Source organism: Nocardia sp. NPDC057227 (genome assembly GCF_042669725.1).
Classification (GTDB): domain Bacteria; phylum Actinomycetota; class Actinomycetes; order Mycobacteriales; family Mycobacteriaceae; genus Nocardia; species Nocardia asteroides_A.
On sequence record NZ_JBHUXA010000031.1, the window covers coordinates 62,503 to 80,162 of the forward strand.

20 protein-coding genes are annotated in these 17,660 nt (G+C 71.3%); 8 read left to right on the top strand and 12 right to left on the bottom strand.

The window, feature by feature from the left end:
- Window position 1: 1 nt before the first annotated feature.
- Window positions 2-505, bottom strand: coding sequence for a GtrA family protein (locus tag ACFUJ1_RS30340; RefSeq protein ID WP_378650736.1), 504 nt, complete (start codon window positions 503-505; stop codon window positions 2-4).
- 56 nt (window positions 506-561) lie between these two features.
- Window positions 562-864, bottom strand: a complete 303-nt coding sequence (locus tag ACFUJ1_RS30345) for a hypothetical protein (protein WP_378650737.1) — start codon at window positions 862-864, stop codon at window positions 562-564.
- A 149-nt stretch (window positions 865-1,013) separates the two neighbouring features.
- Between ACFUJ1_RS30345 and ACFUJ1_RS30350 the strand changes: the two genes are divergently transcribed.
- Window positions 1,014-2,372 carry an FAD-binding oxidoreductase gene (locus ACFUJ1_RS30350; RefSeq protein ID WP_378650738.1) on the top strand — a complete coding sequence of 453 codons (1,359 nt, stop codon included), beginning with the start codon at window positions 1,014-1,016 and terminating at the stop codon, window positions 2,370-2,372.
- Between the two features lie 40 nt (window positions 2,373-2,412).
- Window positions 2,413-2,694 (top strand): GNAT family N-acetyltransferase, encoded by a 282-nt coding sequence (locus tag ACFUJ1_RS30355; protein ID WP_378650739.1) that lies wholly within the window; start codon window positions 2,413-2,415, stop codon window positions 2,692-2,694.
- Window position 2,695: 1 nt separating this feature from the next.
- On the opposite strand, the gene ACFUJ1_RS30360 is transcribed toward ACFUJ1_RS30355, so the two are convergent.
- The 5 genes from ACFUJ1_RS30360 to ACFUJ1_RS30380 form a co-directional block, all read right to left on the bottom strand.
- Complete coding sequence (locus ACFUJ1_RS30360) at window positions 2,696-2,938, bottom strand: hypothetical protein (protein ID WP_378650740.1); 243 nt, start codon at window positions 2,936-2,938, stop codon at window positions 2,696-2,698.
- 185 nt (window positions 2,939-3,123) lie between these two features.
- Window positions 3,124-4,281, bottom strand: a complete 1,158-nt coding sequence (locus tag ACFUJ1_RS30365) for an acyl-CoA dehydrogenase (protein WP_378650741.1) — start codon at window positions 4,279-4,281, stop codon at window positions 3,124-3,126.
- Window positions 4,282-4,414: 133 nt separating this feature from the next.
- The gene (locus ACFUJ1_RS30370) at window positions 4,415-5,089 is read right to left on the bottom strand and encodes a TetR family transcriptional regulator (RefSeq protein WP_378650742.1); all 675 of its coding nucleotides are present in this window, start codon (window positions 5,087-5,089) and stop codon (window positions 4,415-4,417) included.
- 22 nt (window positions 5,090-5,111) lie between these two features.
- Entirely contained in the window at window positions 5,112-5,612 is a 501-nt protein-coding gene (gene purE, locus ACFUJ1_RS30375) for a 5-(carboxyamino)imidazole ribonucleotide mutase (protein ID WP_378650743.1), read from the bottom strand.
- The gene (locus tag ACFUJ1_RS30380) at window positions 5,605-6,825 is read right to left on the bottom strand and encodes a 5-(carboxyamino)imidazole ribonucleotide synthase (protein WP_378650744.1); all 1,221 of its coding nucleotides are present in this window, start codon (window positions 6,823-6,825) and stop codon (window positions 5,605-5,607) included. Before ACFUJ1_RS30380 ends, purE begins: the two co-directional genes overlap by 8 nt.
- 46 nt (window positions 6,826-6,871) lie before the next feature.
- Between ACFUJ1_RS30380 and ACFUJ1_RS30385 the strand changes: the two genes are divergently transcribed.
- Window positions 6,872-7,432, top strand: a complete 561-nt coding sequence (locus tag ACFUJ1_RS30385; protein WP_378650758.1) for a GtrA family protein — start codon at window positions 6,872-6,874, stop codon at window positions 7,430-7,432.
- 6 nt (window positions 7,433-7,438) lie between these two features.
- Here ACFUJ1_RS30385 and ACFUJ1_RS30390 read toward each other — a convergent pair whose 3' ends face one another.
- From ACFUJ1_RS30390 to ACFUJ1_RS30405, 4 genes are all read right to left on the bottom strand, one after another.
- Window positions 7,439-8,749 (bottom strand): sensor histidine kinase, encoded by a 1,311-nt coding sequence (locus ACFUJ1_RS30390; protein WP_378650745.1) that lies wholly within the window; start codon window positions 8,747-8,749, stop codon window positions 7,439-7,441.
- A 1-nt stretch (window position 8,750) separates the two neighbouring features.
- Window positions 8,751-9,428 (bottom strand): response regulator transcription factor, encoded by a 678-nt coding sequence (locus ACFUJ1_RS30395; RefSeq protein WP_233016225.1) that lies wholly within the window; start codon window positions 9,426-9,428, stop codon window positions 8,751-8,753.
- A 28-nt stretch (window positions 9,429-9,456) separates the two neighbouring features.
- Window positions 9,457-9,978, bottom strand: coding sequence for a PH domain-containing protein (locus tag ACFUJ1_RS30400; protein ID WP_378650746.1), 522 nt, complete (start codon window positions 9,976-9,978; stop codon window positions 9,457-9,459).
- A 61-nt stretch (window positions 9,979-10,039) separates the two neighbouring features.
- The gene (locus ACFUJ1_RS30405) at window positions 10,040-10,825 is read right to left on the bottom strand and encodes a biotin--[acetyl-CoA-carboxylase] ligase (protein ID WP_378650747.1); all 786 of its coding nucleotides are present in this window, start codon (window positions 10,823-10,825) and stop codon (window positions 10,040-10,042) included.
- Between the two features lie 170 nt (window positions 10,826-10,995).
- On the opposite strand from ACFUJ1_RS30405, the gene ACFUJ1_RS30410 reads away from it, so the two are divergent.
- The 3 genes from ACFUJ1_RS30410 to ACFUJ1_RS30420 all read left to right on the top strand — a co-directional run bounded on the left by ACFUJ1_RS30410 (window position 10,996) and on the right by ACFUJ1_RS30420 (window position 13,756).
- A complete protein-coding gene (locus ACFUJ1_RS30410) occupies window positions 10,996-12,636 on the top strand; it encodes an acyl-CoA carboxylase subunit beta (protein ID WP_378650748.1) in 1,641 nt (546 codons plus the stop codon).
- Window positions 12,637-12,797: 161 nt separating this feature from the next.
- Window positions 12,798-13,121, top strand: a complete 324-nt coding sequence (locus ACFUJ1_RS30415; protein WP_378650749.1) for an acyl-CoA carboxylase subunit epsilon — start codon at window positions 12,798-12,800, stop codon at window positions 13,119-13,121.
- Window positions 13,122-13,123: 2 nt separating this feature from the next.
- The gene (locus tag ACFUJ1_RS30420) at window positions 13,124-13,756 is read left to right on the top strand and encodes a Maf family protein (RefSeq protein ID WP_378650750.1); all 633 of its coding nucleotides are present in this window, start codon (window positions 13,124-13,126) and stop codon (window positions 13,754-13,756) included.
- On the opposite strand, the gene ACFUJ1_RS30425 is transcribed toward ACFUJ1_RS30420, so the two are convergent.
- A complete protein-coding gene (locus ACFUJ1_RS30425) occupies window positions 13,682-14,491 on the bottom strand; it encodes a helix-turn-helix transcriptional regulator (protein WP_378650751.1) in 810 nt (269 codons plus the stop codon). The genes ACFUJ1_RS30420 and ACFUJ1_RS30425 overlap by 75 nt on opposite strands.
- Window positions 14,492-14,651: 160 nt before the next feature.
- Here ACFUJ1_RS30425 and ACFUJ1_RS30430 point away from each other — a divergent pair, with 160 nt between their 5' ends.
- Together ACFUJ1_RS30430 and ACFUJ1_RS30435 are read left to right on the top strand one after the other, a co-directional pair.
- Window positions 14,652-15,563 (top strand): sulfurtransferase, encoded by a 912-nt coding sequence (locus tag ACFUJ1_RS30430; RefSeq protein WP_378650752.1) that lies wholly within the window; start codon window positions 14,652-14,654, stop codon window positions 15,561-15,563.
- Window positions 15,564-15,837: 274 nt separating this feature from the next.
- Window positions 15,838-17,631: an acetyl/propionyl/methylcrotonyl-CoA carboxylase subunit alpha gene (locus tag ACFUJ1_RS30435; protein WP_378650753.1), complete on the top strand. Its 1,794-nt coding sequence runs from the start codon at window positions 15,838-15,840 to the stop codon at window positions 17,629-17,631.
- Window positions 17,632-17,660: the final 29 nt, after the last annotated feature.

The following is a 17,660-nucleotide window of genomic DNA, read 5'->3' on the forward strand; positions in this document are numbered from 1 at the left end:
CTCAGCGCCTGCGGAACACCACCCAGCGCATGGCGCTGTACATGTAGACGGCCTCGCAGCCGCCCGCCAGGACCCGGGACAGGTGGTAGTCGACGCCGAGCGCGACCAGCCCGCCGCCGACCCCGAGGATGAAGGCCGCGTAGTTGAGCACCACGACCACCGTGTACACCGCCGCCTGCCCGGCCACCGGCGCGTGCGAGTGGAAGTTGAAGCTCCGGTTCAGCACGAAGGCCAGCCCGAAGGCACAGGCGTAGGCGGCGCTCACCGCGAACCAGATCGGCAGCCCGAGCCCGCCGTACATGATCGTCAGCAGCAGCAGGTCGACGCCGAAGGTAAAGGTGTTGATCAGCGCGAAGCCGAGGAAGGTCGGCGGGATGAGCCGGTCGAGGCCGAGCGGGAGCAGCGCGACCACCCGCTCGCACCAGCGGCCGAAGCGTTCCGCGGCGCCGTCCCGCGACGCTTCGGGTGCGGTTGCTTCGTCGCGGAGGTCCGCCGGTTCGCCCACGCCCGCAGGATGCCACCGGCAGGTGACGGCCGGGTGAGCGGCGGGCGAACCCGGCGTCAGCCGATCCGGCTGCTGCGGCCGCCGCCCGCCGGGCGCAGCGCGGCCAGCCTGCGCCTGGTGAGATCGTCGGCGTGCTCGAGCAGCAGCTCGGCCAGCAGCCGCGGATCGCGCCGCCACTGCGCCCCGATACCGGCCAGCGTCGGCTTGTCGAAGAGCCCCGAGCTCGCCAGCGCGGCCAGCCAGTCGTCGACCTCGCCCGCCTCGATCCGGCGTACGGTCTCGTCGTCCAGCCCTGCCTCGGCCACCTCGGGGCCGATCACCGCGGTGACGAGTTCGCGGTAGTCCGGTGTAGCGGTCATGCTGAAATCCCTCCTGCGCGCTGAATGACACCCGACCCTCGCGGTTTTCGAACTCCGCGACCCCTGTCGGATGATTGTGGCCCCCCACCCGGCCCGCCACCAAGCGAACGCCGGTGAAATCCGTGTTTCGGACAGATAGCGTGGCAAGTGTGCAGCTACAGGACTTGATCGCCACCCTTCCGGCGGGCGCCGTCGTCACCGACCCGGATGTGCTGGCCGGGTACCGCCACGACTGGGCGAAGGATCCCGGCGCGGGCACCCCGCTCGCCGTCGTCCGGGCCACCGCCACCGCGGACGTCGCGGCCACGCTGCGCTGGGCGCACGGGCACGGCGTTCCGGTGGTACCGCGCGGGGCGGGCTCCGGGCTCTCCGGCGGCGCGACCGCGGTGGCGGGCGGCATCGTGCTCTGCACCGAGCGGATGCGCGCGATCAGCGTCGACCCGGTGACGCGCACCGCGGTGGTGCAGCCCGGGCTGCTCAATGCCGAGGTCAAGCGGGCCGTCGCGGAGCACGGGCTGTGGTACCCGCCGGACCCGTCGTCGTTCGAGATCTGCTCGATCGGCGGCAACGCGGCCACCAACGCGGGCGGGCTCTGCTGCGTGAAGTACGGCGTGACCAGCGACTACGTGCTCGGCATGGAGGTGGTGCTCGCCGACGGCACCCCGGTGCGGCTCGGCGGGCCGCGGCTCAAGGACTCCGCCGGGCTCTCGCTCACCAAGCTCTTCGTCGGCAGCGAGGGAACGCTCGGCGTGATCACCGAGCTCACCCTGCGGCTGCTGCCCGCGCAGCCACCGCTCAGCACCGTCGTCGCGAGCTTCGCCGACCTGCACTCCGCCACCGAGGCGATCCTCGCCATCACCGCCGCGCTGCGCCCGGCCATGCTGGAGTTCATGGACTCGGTCGCGGTCAACGCGGTCGAGGACGAGCTGCGCATGGGGCTGGACCGCTCGGCCGCCGCGCTGCTGGTCGCCCGCTCCGACGCGCCGGGCGCCTTCGCCGCGCACGAGGCCGAGCTCATGGTCGCCGCCTGCGAGAAGGCCGGGGCCACCGAGGTTTTCAGCACCGCCGACCCGGAGGAGGGCGAGGCCTTCACCGCGGCCCGCCGGTTCGCCATCCCGGCGGTGGAGCGGCTCGGGCCGCTGCTGCTCGAGGACGTCGGGGTGCCGCTGCCCCGGCTCGCCGACCTGGTCTCCGGGATCGCCGAGATCGCCGAGCGCAACGCGGTGACGGTCTCGGTGATCGCGCACGCCGGGGACGGCAATACGCACCCGCTCATCGTGCACGACCCGGCCGACGCCGAGCAGACCGCGCGGGCGCACCGCGCCTTCGGCGAGATCATGGACCTGGCCATCGCGCTCGGCGGCACCATCACCGGCGAGCACGGCGTCGGCCGGTTGAAGAAGGCCTGGCTGCCGGATCAGGTCGGCCCCGACGTGATGGCGCTGACCAGGCGGATCAAGGACGCGCTCGACCCGACCGGCATCCTCAACCCCGGCGCGATCCTGTGAGGACCGGAACATCGGGGTTCACCGCGGGGTTCTACCCGGCATGAACACGAAGCTCAAACACAATGCCGAGGACACCAGGTTCGAGATCTACGTGGACGAGGTGCTGGCCGGCTATGCCGACTACGCCGAGCGCGGCACCATCCGCGATTTCAACCACACCGTGACGTTCCCCGAGTTCCGCCGCCGCGGGGTCGCCGCCGAGGTGGTCGAGTACGCGCTGCGCGACTCGCGCGAGCACGGCTTCACCGTGCTGCCCACCTGCTGGTACGTGGACCAGTACATCGCCGCGCACGGCGAATACCGCGACCTCGTCGCGTCCTGACTCAGTTCGCCCGCCGCCAGCACAGGAACTGGTGATCGGTGGTGCACCCCATCGCCGCCACCACGGCCTCGTTGTCGAAGCCGGGCAACGCCCGCAACCGGTGCAGCAGCGACTTCCCGCCGTCCGACTGCGGCACCGCGCAGCCATTGCCCTTCGCCCCGATCAGGACGAAGAACACGTCGTCGGCGAAGGGCCCGTCGGTACTGGTGATGATGCGGACCTCCGCGAGATCTGCCCAGCTCACTTCCTCGACCCGCCCGCCGGGAAGAGTGCGCCGGACATATCTGTCGGTTATCTCCACCCCACTCATGCCTGAAATCGTCCTCCTGTACGCGGTGGCCCGACACCCCTGAATTCGGATACGGACGCGCGCACGCGTGAACCCCGATACCCGAACGGTACCGGGGATCAGCGCCGGAGTCGGTTGAATCAGCGCAGCAGGGCGCGCGACATGACGACTCGCTGGATCTGGTTGGTGCCCTCGTAGATCTGGGTGATCTTGGCGTCGCGCATCATCCGCTCCACCGGGAAGTCGGTGGTGTAGCCGGCGCCGCCGAAGAGCTGCACGGCGTTGGTGGTGACCTCCATGGCGACGTCCGAGGCGAAGCACTTGGCGGCGGCGGAGATGAAGCCCAGGTTCTTCTCGCCGCGCTCGGCGCGGGCCGCGGAGGTGTAGACCATGAGCCGGGCGGCCTCGATCTTCATCGCCATGTCGGCCAGCATGAACTGGGTGTTCTGGAAGTCGGCGATCCTGGTGCCGAACTGCTTGCGGTCCTTGGTGTAGGCGATCGCGGCGTCCAGCGCGCCCTGGGCCAGCCCGACGGCCTGCGCGCCGATGGTGGGGCGGGTGTGGTCGAGGGTCTGCAGCGCGGTCTTGAAGCCGGTGCCCGGCTCGCCGACGATGCGGTCGCCGGGGATGCGGCAGTTCTCGAAGTACAGCTCGGCGGTGGGCGAGCCCTTGATGCCGAGCTTGTGCTCCAGCGGGCCGACCACGAAGCCCTCGTCGTCCTTGTGCACAAGGAACGCCGAGATGCCGTTCGAGCCCTTCTCGGCGTCGGTCACCGCCATCACGGTGTACCAGGAGGACTTGCCGCCGTTGGTGATCCAGCACTTGGAGCCGTTCAGCACCCAGGCGTCGCCGTCCTGCTTGGCCCTGGTGCGCATGGAGGCGGCATCCGAGCCCGCCTCGCGCTCGGAGAGCGCGTAGGAGGCCATCTCGCCGTTCACGATGTCGGGCAGGACCTGCTGCTTGAGCTCGTCCGAGCCGTTCAGGATGAGGCCCATGGTGCCGAGCTTGTTCACCGCGGGGATGAGCGAGGAGGAGCCGCAGACCCGGGCGACCTCCTCGATCACGATGCAGGTGGCGACCGAGTCGGCGCCCTGGCCGCCGAACTGCTCCGGCACGTGCACCGCGTTGAAGCCGGAGGCGTTCAGCGCCGCCAGCGCCTCTTCGGGGAAGCGGGCCTTCTCGTCCACGTCCTTGGCGTGCGGGGTGATCTCCTTCTCCGACAGCGCGCGGATGGCGGCGCGCAGCTCGTCGTGGAAGTCCTCCAGCTTGAACAGGTCGAAATCGGGGTTACCCGCCATGACGGCTCCACTTCTGGTTGTCGGTGCTCACCGGCACTGCGTGCCACACTTTCCTTCAGTATAGAGCGCTTTTCGGCTCCTCAGAGCTTCCGAGTGGCACTCAGTGCCAAGTGGCCGGTAATGGTGACCAGGGTCACAGACTACCGAGCTGCCTGGTCACCAGGTCGGCTACCCGCCTGGGCGCCATGCCACGCGGGAAGACCGCGACCACCATCTCCTCGCCCGGGGCCCCGCGCGGGATCGCGGCCAGCTCCTGGCGCAGGTCGGCGGCGCCCGCGTCGGACTCGCCGCGCACCATCCGGCGCAGCAGGTAGTTGTGCGTCGCGGTGACGGCGGCGGTGAACTGCACCCGGCTGAGGTCGGGCACCTCGGGCAGCCGCTCGCGCAGGAAGTCGGTGAAGAGCCGCTCGTAGCGGAACACCGTGACGATCTCGCGCTCGCGCAGCGCGGGCACCTGCCGCACCACCCGGTACCGCCGCGCCGCGATCTCCCGCCACTGCGTGAAGCGCTCGAACACCTGCACCACCGCGGTGCAGACCGCCTCCCACGGATCGCCCTCCGAGCCGTCCAGGAAGGCCGCCGCCTGCGCCAGCTGCGACTCGTGATCGGCGAAGATCACGTCCTCCTTGGACCGGAACTGCCGGAAGAAGGTCCGCCGCGAGATCCCCGCCGCCTCCGCGATCTCGTCCACGGTCGTGGCCTCGTAGCCCTTCTCGGCGAAGAGCAGCAGCGCCTGCTCCACCACGGCGAGCCGAAACCGAGCCGTGTCGGCGCCTGCGCGGATTCGCGCGGATTCGTCGATGGTCACGGATTCGAGCGTATCGAGAAGCTCAGCCGAGCAGCGTCGCGCGCAGCGCTTCGTCCTTGCCGAGGACGAGTTGCTCGAGATTCGCCTGGAAGGTTTCCATGCGGGTGCGCAGGGCCGGGTCGGCGGTGCCGAGGATGCGGGCGGCGAGCAGCCCGGCGTTGCGGGCGCCGCCGATGGAGACGGTGGCGACCGGGACGCCAGCAGGCATCTGCACGATCGAGAGCAGGGAGTCCATGCCGTCGAGGTACTTCAGCGGCACCGGGACGCCGATCACCGGGAGCGGGGTGGCGGAGGCGACCATGCCGGGCAGGTGCGCGGCGCCGCCGGCCCCGGCGATGATCACCCGGATGCCGCGCTCCGCCGCGGACTTCGCGTAGTCGAGCATGCGCTGCGGGGTGCGGTGCGCGGAGACCACGCCCACCTCGAAGCGGATGCCGAACTCGGCGAGCGCCTCGGCGGCGGCCTCCATCACCGGCCAGTCCGAGTCGCTGCCCATGATCAGGCCGACCTGCGGTTCACTCATGCGGATCCCATCCGTCGGTCCATACCGCGTGCGACATCCAGTGCGCCGCCCGCTCCGCCTTCTCCCGCACCGCGGCGACGTCGTCGCCGAGGATGTTCACGTGGCCGATCTTGCGATCCGCCCGCTCGCCCTTGCCGTAGAGGTGCACCTTCGCCTCCGGCAGCCGGGCGAAGAGGTGGTGCAGCCGCTCGTCCATCGCCATGGCGGGCGCCTCGGGCGCGCCGAGGATGTTCGCCATCACGGTGACCGGCGCCAGCGGGGTGGTGTCGCCGAGCGGATAGTCCAGCACGGCGCGCAGGTGCTGCTCGAACTGGCCGGTGCGGGCGCCGTCCATCCCCCAGTGGCCGCTGTTGTGCGGGCGCATGGCGAGCTCGTTCACCAGCAGTTCGCCCTCGGCGGTCTCGAACAGCTCGACCGCCATCACGCCGACCACGCCGAGCTCGGCGGCCAGCTGCAGCGCCAGCGTCTCGGCCGCGGCGGCGAGCTCCTCGGAGAGCCCGGGCGCGGGCGCGAGCACCACCGCGCACTGCCCGTTGCGCTGCACCGTCTCGACCACCGGCCAGGTGGCGGCCTGCCCGAACGGCGAGCGCGCCACCATCGCGGAGAGCTCGCGCACCCACGCCACCCTTGCCTCGGCCAGCAGCGGAACCCCGCGGGCGCGCTGCTCGCCGACGATCGCGCGCGCCTCGGCGGCATCGGCGGGCATCCAGACCCCGCGCCCGTCGTAGCCGCCGCGGATCGCCTTGAGCACCACCGGCCAGCCGTGCTCGGCGCCGAACCGCTCGGCGTCCGCCGCCGTCTCCACCGCGGTGAAGGCGGGCACCGGGAGGCCGAGTTCGCTCAGCTTGATCCGCATGGCCAGCTTGTCCTGGGCGTAGCGCAGCGCCGACGGCGGCGGCTGCACGTTGACACCCTCGGCGACCAGCGCCTCCAGGTGCTCGGTCGGCACGTGCTCGTGGTCGAAGGTCAGGGCGTGCGACCCGACGGCGGCCTTCCGCAGCGCCACCGGGTCGGTATGGCTGCCGAAGACCACGTCCGGGCTGACCTGTGCGGCGGGGTCGTCCGGCCGCTCGGCCAGTACCCGGAGCCGCTGCCCGAGGGCGATCGCGGCCTGGTGCGTCATCCGCGCGAGTTGCCCGCCACCGACCATGGTGACGGTCGGCATCGCCGCTGGATCGAAGGAACGTGCGCTCACGTCGGTCAATGTTGTCATGGAGCGCAAAATCGGTGCGCGCGACCCGGCGCTACACTCGGGCCTTGTGTCAATCGTCGACGAGGTGGTCCGCGCACTCCCGCCCGCAGCACGGGAGCTGGCGCTCCGTAATCGTGAACTGATCAAGTTCGCGATCGTCGGCGCCACCACCTTCGTGATCGACAGCGGCATTTTCTACCTGCTGAAGTGGACGGTCCTCGCGGACAAGCCGGTGACGGCCAAGATCATTTCCGGCGTGATCGCGGTGATCGCCTCCTACATTCTGAACCGGGAGTGGTCGTTCAAGAACCGCGGCGGCCGGGAGAAGCACCACGAGGCGCTGCTGTTCTTCGTGGTCAGCGGCATCGGCGTGGCACTGAGCAATATCCCGCTGTGGATTTCCAGTTACGTCTTCGACCTGCGCCAGCCCGCCGTGAGCTTCGCCACCGAGAACATCGCCGACTTCGTGAGCGCGTTCGTGATCGGCAATCTGCTGCAGATGGCGTTCCGATTCTGGGCGATGCGGCGCTGGGTTTTTCCGGACGAAATGGACGTGATCATCGAGGAGCTGGAGGAGCTCATCGAGGTCGAGAATCTCGGCACCGAGCCGCCCACCGTGCGTCCCTGACATTTCTCAGCGCGGTTCGGCGCCCACTCCGGCGGCCACGCGAATCGGCGTCGGCGCGCCGAGAAAGAGCGCGAAGAGCGCGGGGCGCCTGCGCTGCAATTCCAGCCGGCCGCCGTCGGCCTCGACCAGCGCCCGCGCCAGCGCCAGCCCGACCCCGGTCGAGCCGGCTCCGGAGAAGCCGCGGTCGAAGATGTGCGGCGCCAGCTCGTCGCTGACCCCGTCGCCCTGATCGGCCACCTCGACGCAGACCAGCGGCACCCGCGCCCTTCCCCCGTGCACCAGTCGCACCGAGACGGTGCAGGTGCCGTCGCCGTGGTGCAGCGCGTTGTCCAGCAGCACGGCGAGCGCCTCGCGCAGCCGGGAGCCGGTGATCGGGGCGCGCAGCGATTCGTCGCCGAGCAGGGTGAGCACCCGCCCGGCGTCCCGGAACGGGTGCGCCCACTCCGCGATGACGCCGCGCAGCTCGTCCATCACCGGCACCGGGTCGCGGTCGGCGGCGTCGTCGTCCCTGGCGGCGCGCACCAGGTCGTCGATGGCGCCGGTGAGCCGGTCCACCTGGGCCATCGCCGCCTCGGCCTCCTGCACCACGTCCGGGTCGGCGTGCACGGAGAGCTCGTCCAGCCGCAGCCGGACCGCGGTGAGCCGGCTGCGCAGCTGGTGCGAGACGTCGGCGACCAGCGCGTGCTCGCGCTGCAGCCGGCCCGCGATCTCCACGGTGGCGGCGTCGAGCACGTCCGAGACCCGATCCAGCTCGGCGATGCCGTGCCGCCGGTTGTCCGGGCGGAAGTCGCCCTCGGCGAGCCGGGCGGCGCGCGCGGCGACGTCGCTGAGCGGGTCGGCGACCCGGCGCGCGGTGACGACGGCGACGGTCACCGCCGCGGTCAGCGAGGCGAGCACCGCCAGCGCCACCGCGCCGACCGCCTGCCGCTGCATGGAGTGCATCGGCCCGGACGGCACCTCCAGCCGCAGCGAGCCGCGCTCGCCCATGGAGAGCGACTCGACCAGCGGATCGCTCACCCGGTCCGCCCCGATGTCGATCCGCACGGCGCTGTCCAGCGGCGCCGGGTAGACGATGGTGAGCTTGCCGCCGTCCGGGACGAGCGTGCCGACCGCCCTGGTGTCCAGTTCGCCGGGGACGGTCCCGGTCTCCTGCTCCTGGGCGATGATCTCGACGGCCATCCGGTCCAGCCGGTCGCGCAGGTCGTTGCGGGTGATGTCCTCCACCCAGAGCCAGGCCGTGTAGACCAGCGGCAACCCGAGCACCACCGTGGTGAGCGTCAGCACGGTGAGCATCGAGCGCAGGATGCGGCGGCGCACGTCAGTCGGTGTTCAGCCGGAACCCGACACCGCGGACGGTGACGATCCGGCGCTCGGCCATCGGCCCCTCGTCGCCGATCTTCCGGCGCAGCCAGGACATGTGCATGTCGAGTGTCTTGGAGCCGCGCAGCTCGGCATCGCCCCAGACCTCGCGCAGGATCGTCTCCCGCGGCACCACCTGCCCGGCCCGGTCGATCAGCACCTTGAGCAGCTCGTACTCCTTGTTCGCCAGCCCGACCTCGACGCCGTTCACCAGCACCCGGCGCGCGGCAGGCTCCAGCCGGATGCCGCCGACCTCGACGATGTCGTCGCCGAGGCCGCTGCGGCGCAGCAGCGCGCGCACCCTGGCCAGCAGCTCGGCCAGCCGGAACGGCTTGCCGACGTAGTCGTCGGCGCCCGCGTCCAGCCCGACCACGAAGTCCACCTCGTCGGTGCGCGCGGTGAGCATGAGCACGGCCAGCTCGGCGCCGCTGGCCCGCACCTGCCTGCACACCTCCAGCCCGTCCATCCCCGGCAGCCCGAGATCCAGGATGAGCAGGTCGTGGCCGCCCTCGAGGGCGCGGCGCAGCACCGCGGGGCCGAAACTCTCCACCGTCACCGTGTAGCCCTCGCGGCCGAGCGCGCGCGAGAGCGGTGCCGCGATCGCCTCGTCGTCCTCGCCGAGCAGTACCGCCGTCATGCGCCCAGATTACGGGCGGGAGCGCGGGTCAGTTGTCCCAGCGCTCGTGCCGGTGCTCCACCTCGAAGACCTGGTGGTAGAGGAGCGAGTGCACCTGCTGCACGGAGGGGATGTCGTCGTACTCCAGCGGCTCGTCGGAGGAGGAGCCGATGATCAGGGTTCCGGTGCCGAGCAGCCGGTCGAAGAGCCCGTGCCGGAACTGCACGCTGGAGATCCGGCTCATCGGGATATCGATGCCGGAGTGCGTGAGCACGCCCTGCCTGACCAGCACCCGCCGGTCGGTGACGATGAAGTGCGTCGACTTCCAGCTGACCACCGGCCCGATCACGCGCCAGGCGAGCAGCGCGACCCAGACCACGAGCACCACGACGAGGAGCCCGATGGCGAGCGTCTCGTCGGTGACGTTGCGCGAGATCACGCCGCCGCCGAAGCCGGCCAGCGCGGTGCCAGCCACCAGGATGACGATCGGCCAGAACAGCATCTTCCAGTGCGGGTGGCGATGCAGCAGCAGGTGCTCGTCGGGGGCCAGCACATCCTCCGGATAACCCATGGCCGCACCCTACCGCGCACCGGGGACGGAACGGCCGCAGCGCGATTCGCCGATCGGGCGGTCAGCCCGCCGGGCGCAGATGGGTGACGTCGCCCGCGGAGACCGCCTCGGAACCGACCAGCAGCCTGCCCGCCGCATCGATGCCGGTGGCGATCCCGACCAGCTCCCGGCCACCGGGCAGCTCGGCGCGCACCCTGGCGCCGATGGTGCCGCAGCGCTCGCGATAGGCCGCCGCGAGTTCGGCGGTCGCCCAGCCCGCGTCCCGCCAGGCGGCGAAGCGCTCGGCGAAGGCGGTGAGCAGGGCTCCGGCCATGGTGGTGCGGTCGACGGTGGAGCCCTCGAGCACCAGCGAGGTGGCGTGCGGCACCGGCAGTTCGGCAGCCGTGAGTTCGGCGTTCAGCCCGACGCCGACCACCACCGCCGGGTCGGGGCCCGCGATCGCGACCTCGGCCAGGATGCCCGCCAGCTTGCGGCCGCCGACCAGAACGTCGTTCGGCCACTTCAGCTCCGCGGGCACCCCCGACGCCGCGCGCACGGCGTCGACAACGGCGACCCCGGTGAGCAGCGGCAGCCAGCCGAGCACCGCAGGGTCGACCCCGTCGAGCCGGACCAGCACCGATACCGAAATCTGAGCGCGCGGCGGGCTGCCCCAGGCCCTGGCGTGCCTGCCGCGCCCGCTCTCCTGCAGCTCCGCGAGCAGCACCTCGCGGTCGGCGGCGGGGTCGGCGACGGCCCGCGCGATCAGGTCGGCATTGGTGGAGCCGGTGGTCTCGACCACGTCGAGCCGAGTGAAGAAGGGCACGCGCTCGCGGCGCAGCCGCTCGGCGTCAAGGGGTGTCCGCTGCACATCGGCAGGCTACTCGGCGGCCCCCCGCGACCTGCGATTCCGGGGTGGGCAGACCCCTTGCGCCAGCTGTGCACAACTCCGCGAATCCGACGGCGACCAGGGCTTTTCTACCCGCGAGTAGCGGAGGAGGTGTTACCCGGTACCAGCGGCACTGGCTACACTCCGAACCCATGACGAGTGTCCAGCAGCAACCCGCATCCGGATCGGCGGGCGAACCCGATATCCACACCACCGCCGGGAAGCTCGCTGACCTGCGCAACCGGCTGGACGAGGCCAAGCACCCGATGGGTGAGGCCGCCGTCGACAGGGTGCACGCCAAGGGCAAGATGACGGCCCGCGAGCGCATCCTCGCCCTGCTGGACGAGGGCTCCTTCGTCGAGCTCGACGCGCTGGCCAGGCACCGGAGCGTGAACTTCGGGCTGGACAAGAACCGCCCGCTCGGCGACGGCGTCGTCACCGGCTACGGCACCGTCGACGGCCGCGACGTCTGCATCTTCAGCCAGGACGTCACCGTCTTCGGCGGCAGCCTCGGCGAGGTGTACGGCGAGAAGATCGTCAAGGTCATGGATCTCGCGCTGAAGACCGGCCGCCCGCTGGTCGGCATCAACGAGGGCGCCGGCGCGCGCATCCAGGAGGGCGTCGTCTCGCTCGGCCTCTACGGCGAGATCTTCCACCGCAATATCCAGGCCTCCGGCGTGATCCCGCAGATCTCGCTGATCATGGGCCCGGCCGCGGGCGGGCACGTCTACTCCCCCGCGCTCACCGACTTCGTGGTGATGGTCGACCAGACCAGCCAGATGTTCGTCACCGGCCCGGACGTCATCAAGACGGTCACCGGCGAGGACGTCACCATGGAGGATCTGGGCGGCGCGCACACGCACATGGTGAAGTCCGGCGTCGCGCACTACGTCGCCTCCGGCGAGCAGGACGCGCTGGACTACGTCAAGGACCTGCTCTCCTACCTCCCGAGCAACAACCGCGCCGAGGCCCCGCGCTTCCCCGCGACCGACCCCATCACCGGGGCCATCGAGGAGTCGCTCACCGAGGAGGATCTGGAGCTCGACTCGCTGATCCCGGACTCGCCGAACCAGCCGTACGACATGCACGAGGTCATCCGCCGGCTGCTGGACGACGACGAGTTCCTCGAGGTGCAGGCCGAGCGCGCGATGAACATCATCGTCGGCTTCGGCCGGATCGACGGCCGCAGTGTCGGCATCGTCGCCAACCAGCCCACCCAGTTCGCCGGCTGCCTGGACATCGACGCCTCGGAGAAGGCCGCCCGCTTCGTCCGCACCTGTGACGCCTTCAACGTCCCGATCGTCACCCTGGTCGACGTGCCCGGCTTCCTGCCCGGCACCGGCCAGGAGTACAACGGCATCATCCGGCGCGGTGCCAAGCTGCTCTACGCCTACGGTGAGGCCACTGTGGGGAAGATCACGGTCATCACCCGCAAGGCCTACGGCGGCGCCTACGACGTCATGGGCTCCAAGCACCTCGGCGCCGACGTGAACCTGGCCTGGCCGACCGCGCAGATCGCCGTCATGGGCGCCTCCGGCGCCATCGGCTTCGTCTACCGGAAGAAGCTGCAGGACGCCGCCGCGGACGGCTCCGACGTCGATGCGCTGCGGCTCGAGCTGCAGAACGAGTACGAGGACACGCTCGTGAACCCGTACGTGGCGGCCGAGCGCGGCTACGTGGACGCGGTCATCCCGCCCTCGCACACCCGCGGCCAGATCGTCTCCGCGCTGCGGCTGCTGGAGCGCAAGATGGTCAGCCTGCCGCCGAAGAAGCACGGCAACATCCCGCTCTGATCGCGCGATACCCTCCATAGGCCGCGCACACTGGTAACGATGAGACCGCACACTGGTGAATGCGGGGGCAGCTGCCTTCACATCCACCGGTGCCGCTGGCGCTCGGAGCGGGTATACCCCACGAGGGTGCACCAGCCCGAGGTAGAGAGAGGATCTGCACTGTGACGACCGTGGCAGAAGACGAGGTGTTGTCCGCCGTCGAACTGGACCTCACGGCCGATCCGGGCACGGAGCAGGCCGAGGCGACGAGCGCGGAGCCCGCCGCGGCCGAGGCGGGCATCGCCGCGCTGCTCCGGGTCGAGCGGGGCAACCCGTCGGACGAGGAGATCGCCGCGCTGGTCTGCGTGTTCACCGCGGCGGCCGGTTCGGCCGCGCCGGGCGAGCGGGGGCCGCTCGACCTGTGGGGCAGGCCCACCCTGCTGCACCGCGGCGCCGCGCCGTTCTCGCCCTACGCCTTCCCCGCGCTGGCGTACGGCCGCGACTGACCGTGCCCGTTCTGGTCCTGGCCTCGGCGTCGCCCGCCCGCCGGGCGGTGCTGCGCGCGGCGGGCATCGAGCCCGTCGTCCGGATCTCCGATGTCGACGAGGACGCGGTGGCCGCCGCGCTGCCGCCGGACTCCGCGCCGCGCACGGTGGTCGAGGAGCTGGCGAAGGCCAAGGCCCGTGCGGTCGCCGCCGCCGGTGCGCTGCCCGCCGACTGCGTCGTGGTCGGCTGCGACTCCATGCTGCTGGTCGACGGCGAACTCCAGGGCAAGCCCTACACCCCCGAGGTGGCCCGCGAGCGCTGGAAGGCGGTCGCCGGGCGCAGCGCCGACCTGCTCACCGGGCACTGCGTGCTGCGGCTGGCCGACGGCGCGGTGACCGCCTCGGCGGTCGACACCAGCACGACGACGGTGCACTTCGCCGACCCCGACCCGGCCGACCTGGATGCCTACATCGCCACCGGTGAGCCGCTGCAGGTGGCGGGGGCCTTCACCCTCGACGGCCGCGGCGGCTGGTTCGTGGAGCGGCTGGAGGGCGACCCCTCCAGCGTCATCGGAATCGGGCTACCACTGCTTCGCCGACTCCTTCACGACGTCGGTCTCTCCATTGCGCAGCTGTGGGGGGATCCGCCCGGCTGAGGGCGGGGCGATCAGCGGCTCGGCCGCCACCGGGCTGTCCACGATGGGCAGCGTCGGCACCTCGCGCGGCTCCTCCGAGCGCGCGCTCGGCTCCGGGCGGCCGCGGACCAGCTCCAGCCGGGCCAGGCACAGCTCCGGCTCGACGAACGGCCGCATCCGCACCTTCACCCGGTCGCGCGCGCCGCTGCGGTCCAGCACCTCCTGCAGCAGCCCGACGTGCACGCCGCAGACGACATCCGAGTGGGTGCGCGCGAGCTCGCGCAGCGGGCAGGCGGTGAGCCGGATCTGCACCTGCTCCGAGGTGTCGGCGCCCGGGTCGCGCTCCGGCGCGAAGCCCAGCTCCGAGGAGAGCGTCATGGAGAGGTCCTTGGCGCCGTCCAGCGTCTCCACCCGCTCCTCGCCCGCGTCCAGCTTGGCGCCCCAGGCACGCCCGGCGGCGATCCCGGCCTCGGTGCGGGCCCTGCGGTCCGGGCCGAGCTGATCGGCCAACGCCTGCGCGAGATCCTGGTAACCCACGGATCGCTGCACCGCGGAGTAGCCGATCCGCGGCCTGCCGCGGCCGCGCGGCGGCTGCTGGAACTGGCGGACCAGGGATTCGCGGGTGAGCACATCCAGGTGGAAACGAACCGTTGTCACGTGCTGGCCCGTGATCCGGGCCAGCTCCTGGGCGTCGAGGGGCTCCTCCGCGCCACGTAGGATCGCGAGCAGTCGCCGCCGCGGCCAAGAATCGGACATAGCTGACCCCTCCTCCCGGGAGACTTTATCGGATGGGGGTGCGGCGAAATCACCATTCATCCGATCGTGATCTGAAACGCGTTCACCGCCCACACGCGTTTCACCGCGCGCGACCACACCACCGTTACCACTTCTCGATCGAGTGTGGAGGAAACAGATCGTGCCACTCGCCCCGGATCCGAACCCGGCGTTCGGTTCCTACGCACACCCGAACCACTTGGTAACCACCGAATGGCTGTCGGCAAACCTCGGGGCCGGCGGCCTGCGCATCGTCGAGGCGAACGAGGAGCCCCGGCTCTACGACATCGGGCACATCCCGGGCGCGGTCAAGATCGACGGGCGCGCCGAGCTCGGCGACGAGCTGAGCCGCGACTACCTCGACGGCGCCCGCTTCACCGAGCTCATGCGCGCCAAGGGCATCGCGCGCGACGACACCGTCGTGCTCTACGGCGACCGCGGCAACTCGCTGGCCGCGCACGCCGCCTGGATCTTCGAGCTCTTCGGCCACCCGGACGTCCGGCTGCTCGACGGCGGCAGGGACGCCTGGATCTCCGAGGCGCGGGACACCACCTTCGACGCGCCGATCATCCCCGCGGTCGGCTACCCGGCGGTCGAGCGCGACGACGGCACCGCCCGCGCCTTCCGCGACGACGTGCTGCGCCACCTCGGCCTCCCGCTGGTCGACGTGCGCTCCCCCGCCGAGTACGCGGGCGAGGAGACGCACGAGCCGGACCGCTCCGGGGAGATCGCGCTGCGCGGCGGCCACATCCCCACCGCGGTCAACATCCCGTGGACCGCGGCGATCGGGCTCGACGGCCGCTTCCGGCCGCGCGCCGACCTGGACCGCGCCTACGCCGCGGTGGCGGGCGCCGACGACGTCGTCGTCTACAGCCGGGTCGGCGAGCGCGCCGGGCACACCTGGTTCGTGCTGGCGCACCTGCTCGGCATCCCGGCGGTGCGCAACTACGACGGCTCCTGGCTGGAGTGGGGCAGCGCGGTCCGAATGCCGGTGGCACGCGGTGCCGAGCCGGGCCGGGCCCCGCTCGCCGGTACCCGCCGAAATCGGCGCTGACGCATACCCTTCCAGCCACCGATCAGCGGCGATTCGGACACCGGGCCGCCGCCGGGCGATGGCACTCGAAACCCCGCCGCGTGCACGAACGGCGCGCCGCGGCGGGGAAAACGCGGGAATTGTGATCTGCGGCCTACTCCCCAGTAGGGCTGGCCGGTGTTCCGCCCGTGTTGGCAGACTGCCTACACTCGCCGAGAACGTAGGTTGCGACCCACGGGAGCGAAGCGAAACCCTACCCGGCGAAGCGACCGGAAGAATGTACACAGGAGGCTCAGTGCCCAGCCATGCCAGCGCGCGGATCTCGAAGGTACTCGTCGCCAATCGAGGCGAGATCGCGGTGCGCGTTATCCGGGCAGCCAAGGATGCCGGCCTCGGCAGCGTCGCTGTCTACGCGGAGCCCGACGCCGACGCGCCCTTCGTGCAGCTCGCCGACGAGGCATTCGCCCTCGGTGGCCAGACCTCGGCCGAGTCGTACCTGGTGTTCGACAAGATTCTGGACGCGGCCGCCCGCTCCGGCGCCGACGCCATCCACCCCGGCTACGGCTTCCTCTCCGAGAACGCCGACTTCGCCCAGGCCGTCCTCGACGCCGGGCTGATCTGGATCGGGCCGTCGCCGCAGTCCATCCGCGACCTCGGTGACAAGGTCACCGCGCGGCACATCGCCGAGCGCGCGAAGGCGCCGATGGCCGCGGGCACCAAGGACCCGGTCCAGAACGCCGACGAGGTCGTCGAGTTCGCGAAGCAGTACGGCGTCCCGGTGGCCATCAAGGCCGCGTACGGCGGCGGCGGGCGCGGCATGAAGGTCGCGCACACCATCGAGGAGATCCCGGAGCTGTTCGAGTCGGCGACCCGCGAGGCGATCGCCGCCTTCGGCCGCGGCGAGTGCTTCGTCGAGCAGTACCTGGACAAGGCGCGCCACGTCGAGGCGCAGGTCATCGCAGACACGCACGGCAACGTCGTGGTCGCTGGCACCCGCGACTGCTCGCTGCAGCGCCGCTTCCAGAAGCTGGTCGAGGAGGCCCCCGCGCCGTTCCTCTCCGACGCCGTGCGCGCCCAGATCCACGACTCCGCCAAGCGGATCTGCAAGGAGGCCGGCTACTACGGCGCGGGCACCGTCGAGTACCTGGTGCAGGGCGAGACCGTCTCCTTCCTCGAGGTGAACACCCGCCTGCAGGTCGAGCACCCGGTCACCGAGGAGACCGCGGGCATCGACCTGGTGCGCCAGCAGTTCCGCATCGCCAACGGCGACGCGCTGGAGATCACCGAGGACCCGACTCCGCGCGGCCACTCCATCGAGTTCCGGATCAACGGCGAGGACGCGGGCCGCGGCTTCCTGCCCGCCCCCGGCCCGGTCGCGGTGTACCGCGAGCCCACCGGCCCCGGCGTGCGCGTCGACTCCGGCGTGGTGCAGGGCAGTGTGATCGGCGGCCAGTTCGACTCCATGCTGGCCAAGCTCATCGTCACCGGCGAGAACCGCACCCAGGCGCTGGAGCGGGCCCGCCGGGCGCTGGCCGAGTACCAGGTCGATGGGCTGGCCACGGTCATCCCGTTCCACCGCGCGGTCATCGACGACCCCGCCTTCATCGGCGACGGCACGAAGTTCGACGTCTACACCAAGTGGATCGAGAACGAGTGGAACAACACCGTCGAGCCCTACACCGCCGGTGCCCCGGCCGACGAGGACGAGGAGGAGCCGCGGCAGAAGGTGGTCGTCGAGGTCGGCGGGCGCCGGGTCGAGGTCTCGCTGCCCGGTAGCTTCTCCATCGGCGGCGGTGCCGCGCCCGCGGGCAACGGCGTCGTCCGGAAGAAGCCGAAGCCGCGCAAGCGCGGCGGGGCCGCCAACGGTGCCGCCTCCGGCGATGCTGTGACCGCGCCCATGCAGGGCACCGTGGTCAAGGTCGCGGTCGAGGAGGGGCAGTCGGTCGAGGTCGGGGATCTGATCGCCGTGCTCGAGGCGATGAAGATGGAGAATCCGGTCAACGCGCACAAGGCGGGGGTTGTTACCGGGCTCGCCGTCGAGGCGGGGGCTGCCATTACCCAGGGCACTGTCCTGGCGGAGATCAAGTAGAAGTTTTCCGGGGGCTCCGCCCCCGAACC

Excerpts from the sequence above, each read along its gene's own strand:
- ACFUJ1_RS30345 (WP_378650737.1), bottom strand. The coding sequence starts at position 864 with ATGACCGCTACACCGGACTACCGCGAACTCGTCACCGCGGTGATCGGC.
- ACFUJ1_RS30355 (WP_378650739.1), top strand. The coding sequence starts at position 2,413 with ATGAACACGAAGCTCAAACACAATGCCGAGGACACCAGGTTCGAGATC.
- ACFUJ1_RS30365 (WP_378650741.1), bottom strand. The coding sequence starts at position 4,281 with ATGGCGGGTAACCCCGATTTCGACCTGTTCAAGCTGGAGGACTTCCAC.
- purE (WP_378650743.1), bottom strand. The coding sequence starts at position 5,612 with ATGAGTGAACCGCAGGTCGGCCTGATCATGGGCAGCGACTCGGACTGG.
- ACFUJ1_RS30380 (WP_378650744.1), bottom strand. The coding sequence starts at position 6,825 with ATGACAACATTGACCGACGTGAGCGCACGTTCCTTCGATCCAGCGGCG.
- ACFUJ1_RS30395 (WP_233016225.1), bottom strand. The coding sequence starts at position 9,428 with ATGACGGCGGTACTGCTCGGCGAGGACGACGAGGCGATCGCGGCACCG.
- ACFUJ1_RS30400 (WP_378650746.1), bottom strand. The coding sequence starts at position 9,978 with ATGGGTTATCCGGAGGATGTGCTGGCCCCCGACGAGCACCTGCTGCTG.
- ACFUJ1_RS30410 (WP_378650748.1), top strand. The coding sequence starts at position 10,996 with ATGACGAGTGTCCAGCAGCAACCCGCATCCGGATCGGCGGGCGAACCC.
- ACFUJ1_RS30425 (WP_378650751.1), bottom strand. The coding sequence starts at position 14,491 with ATGTCCGATTCTTGGCCGCGGCGGCGACTGCTCGCGATCCTACGTGGC.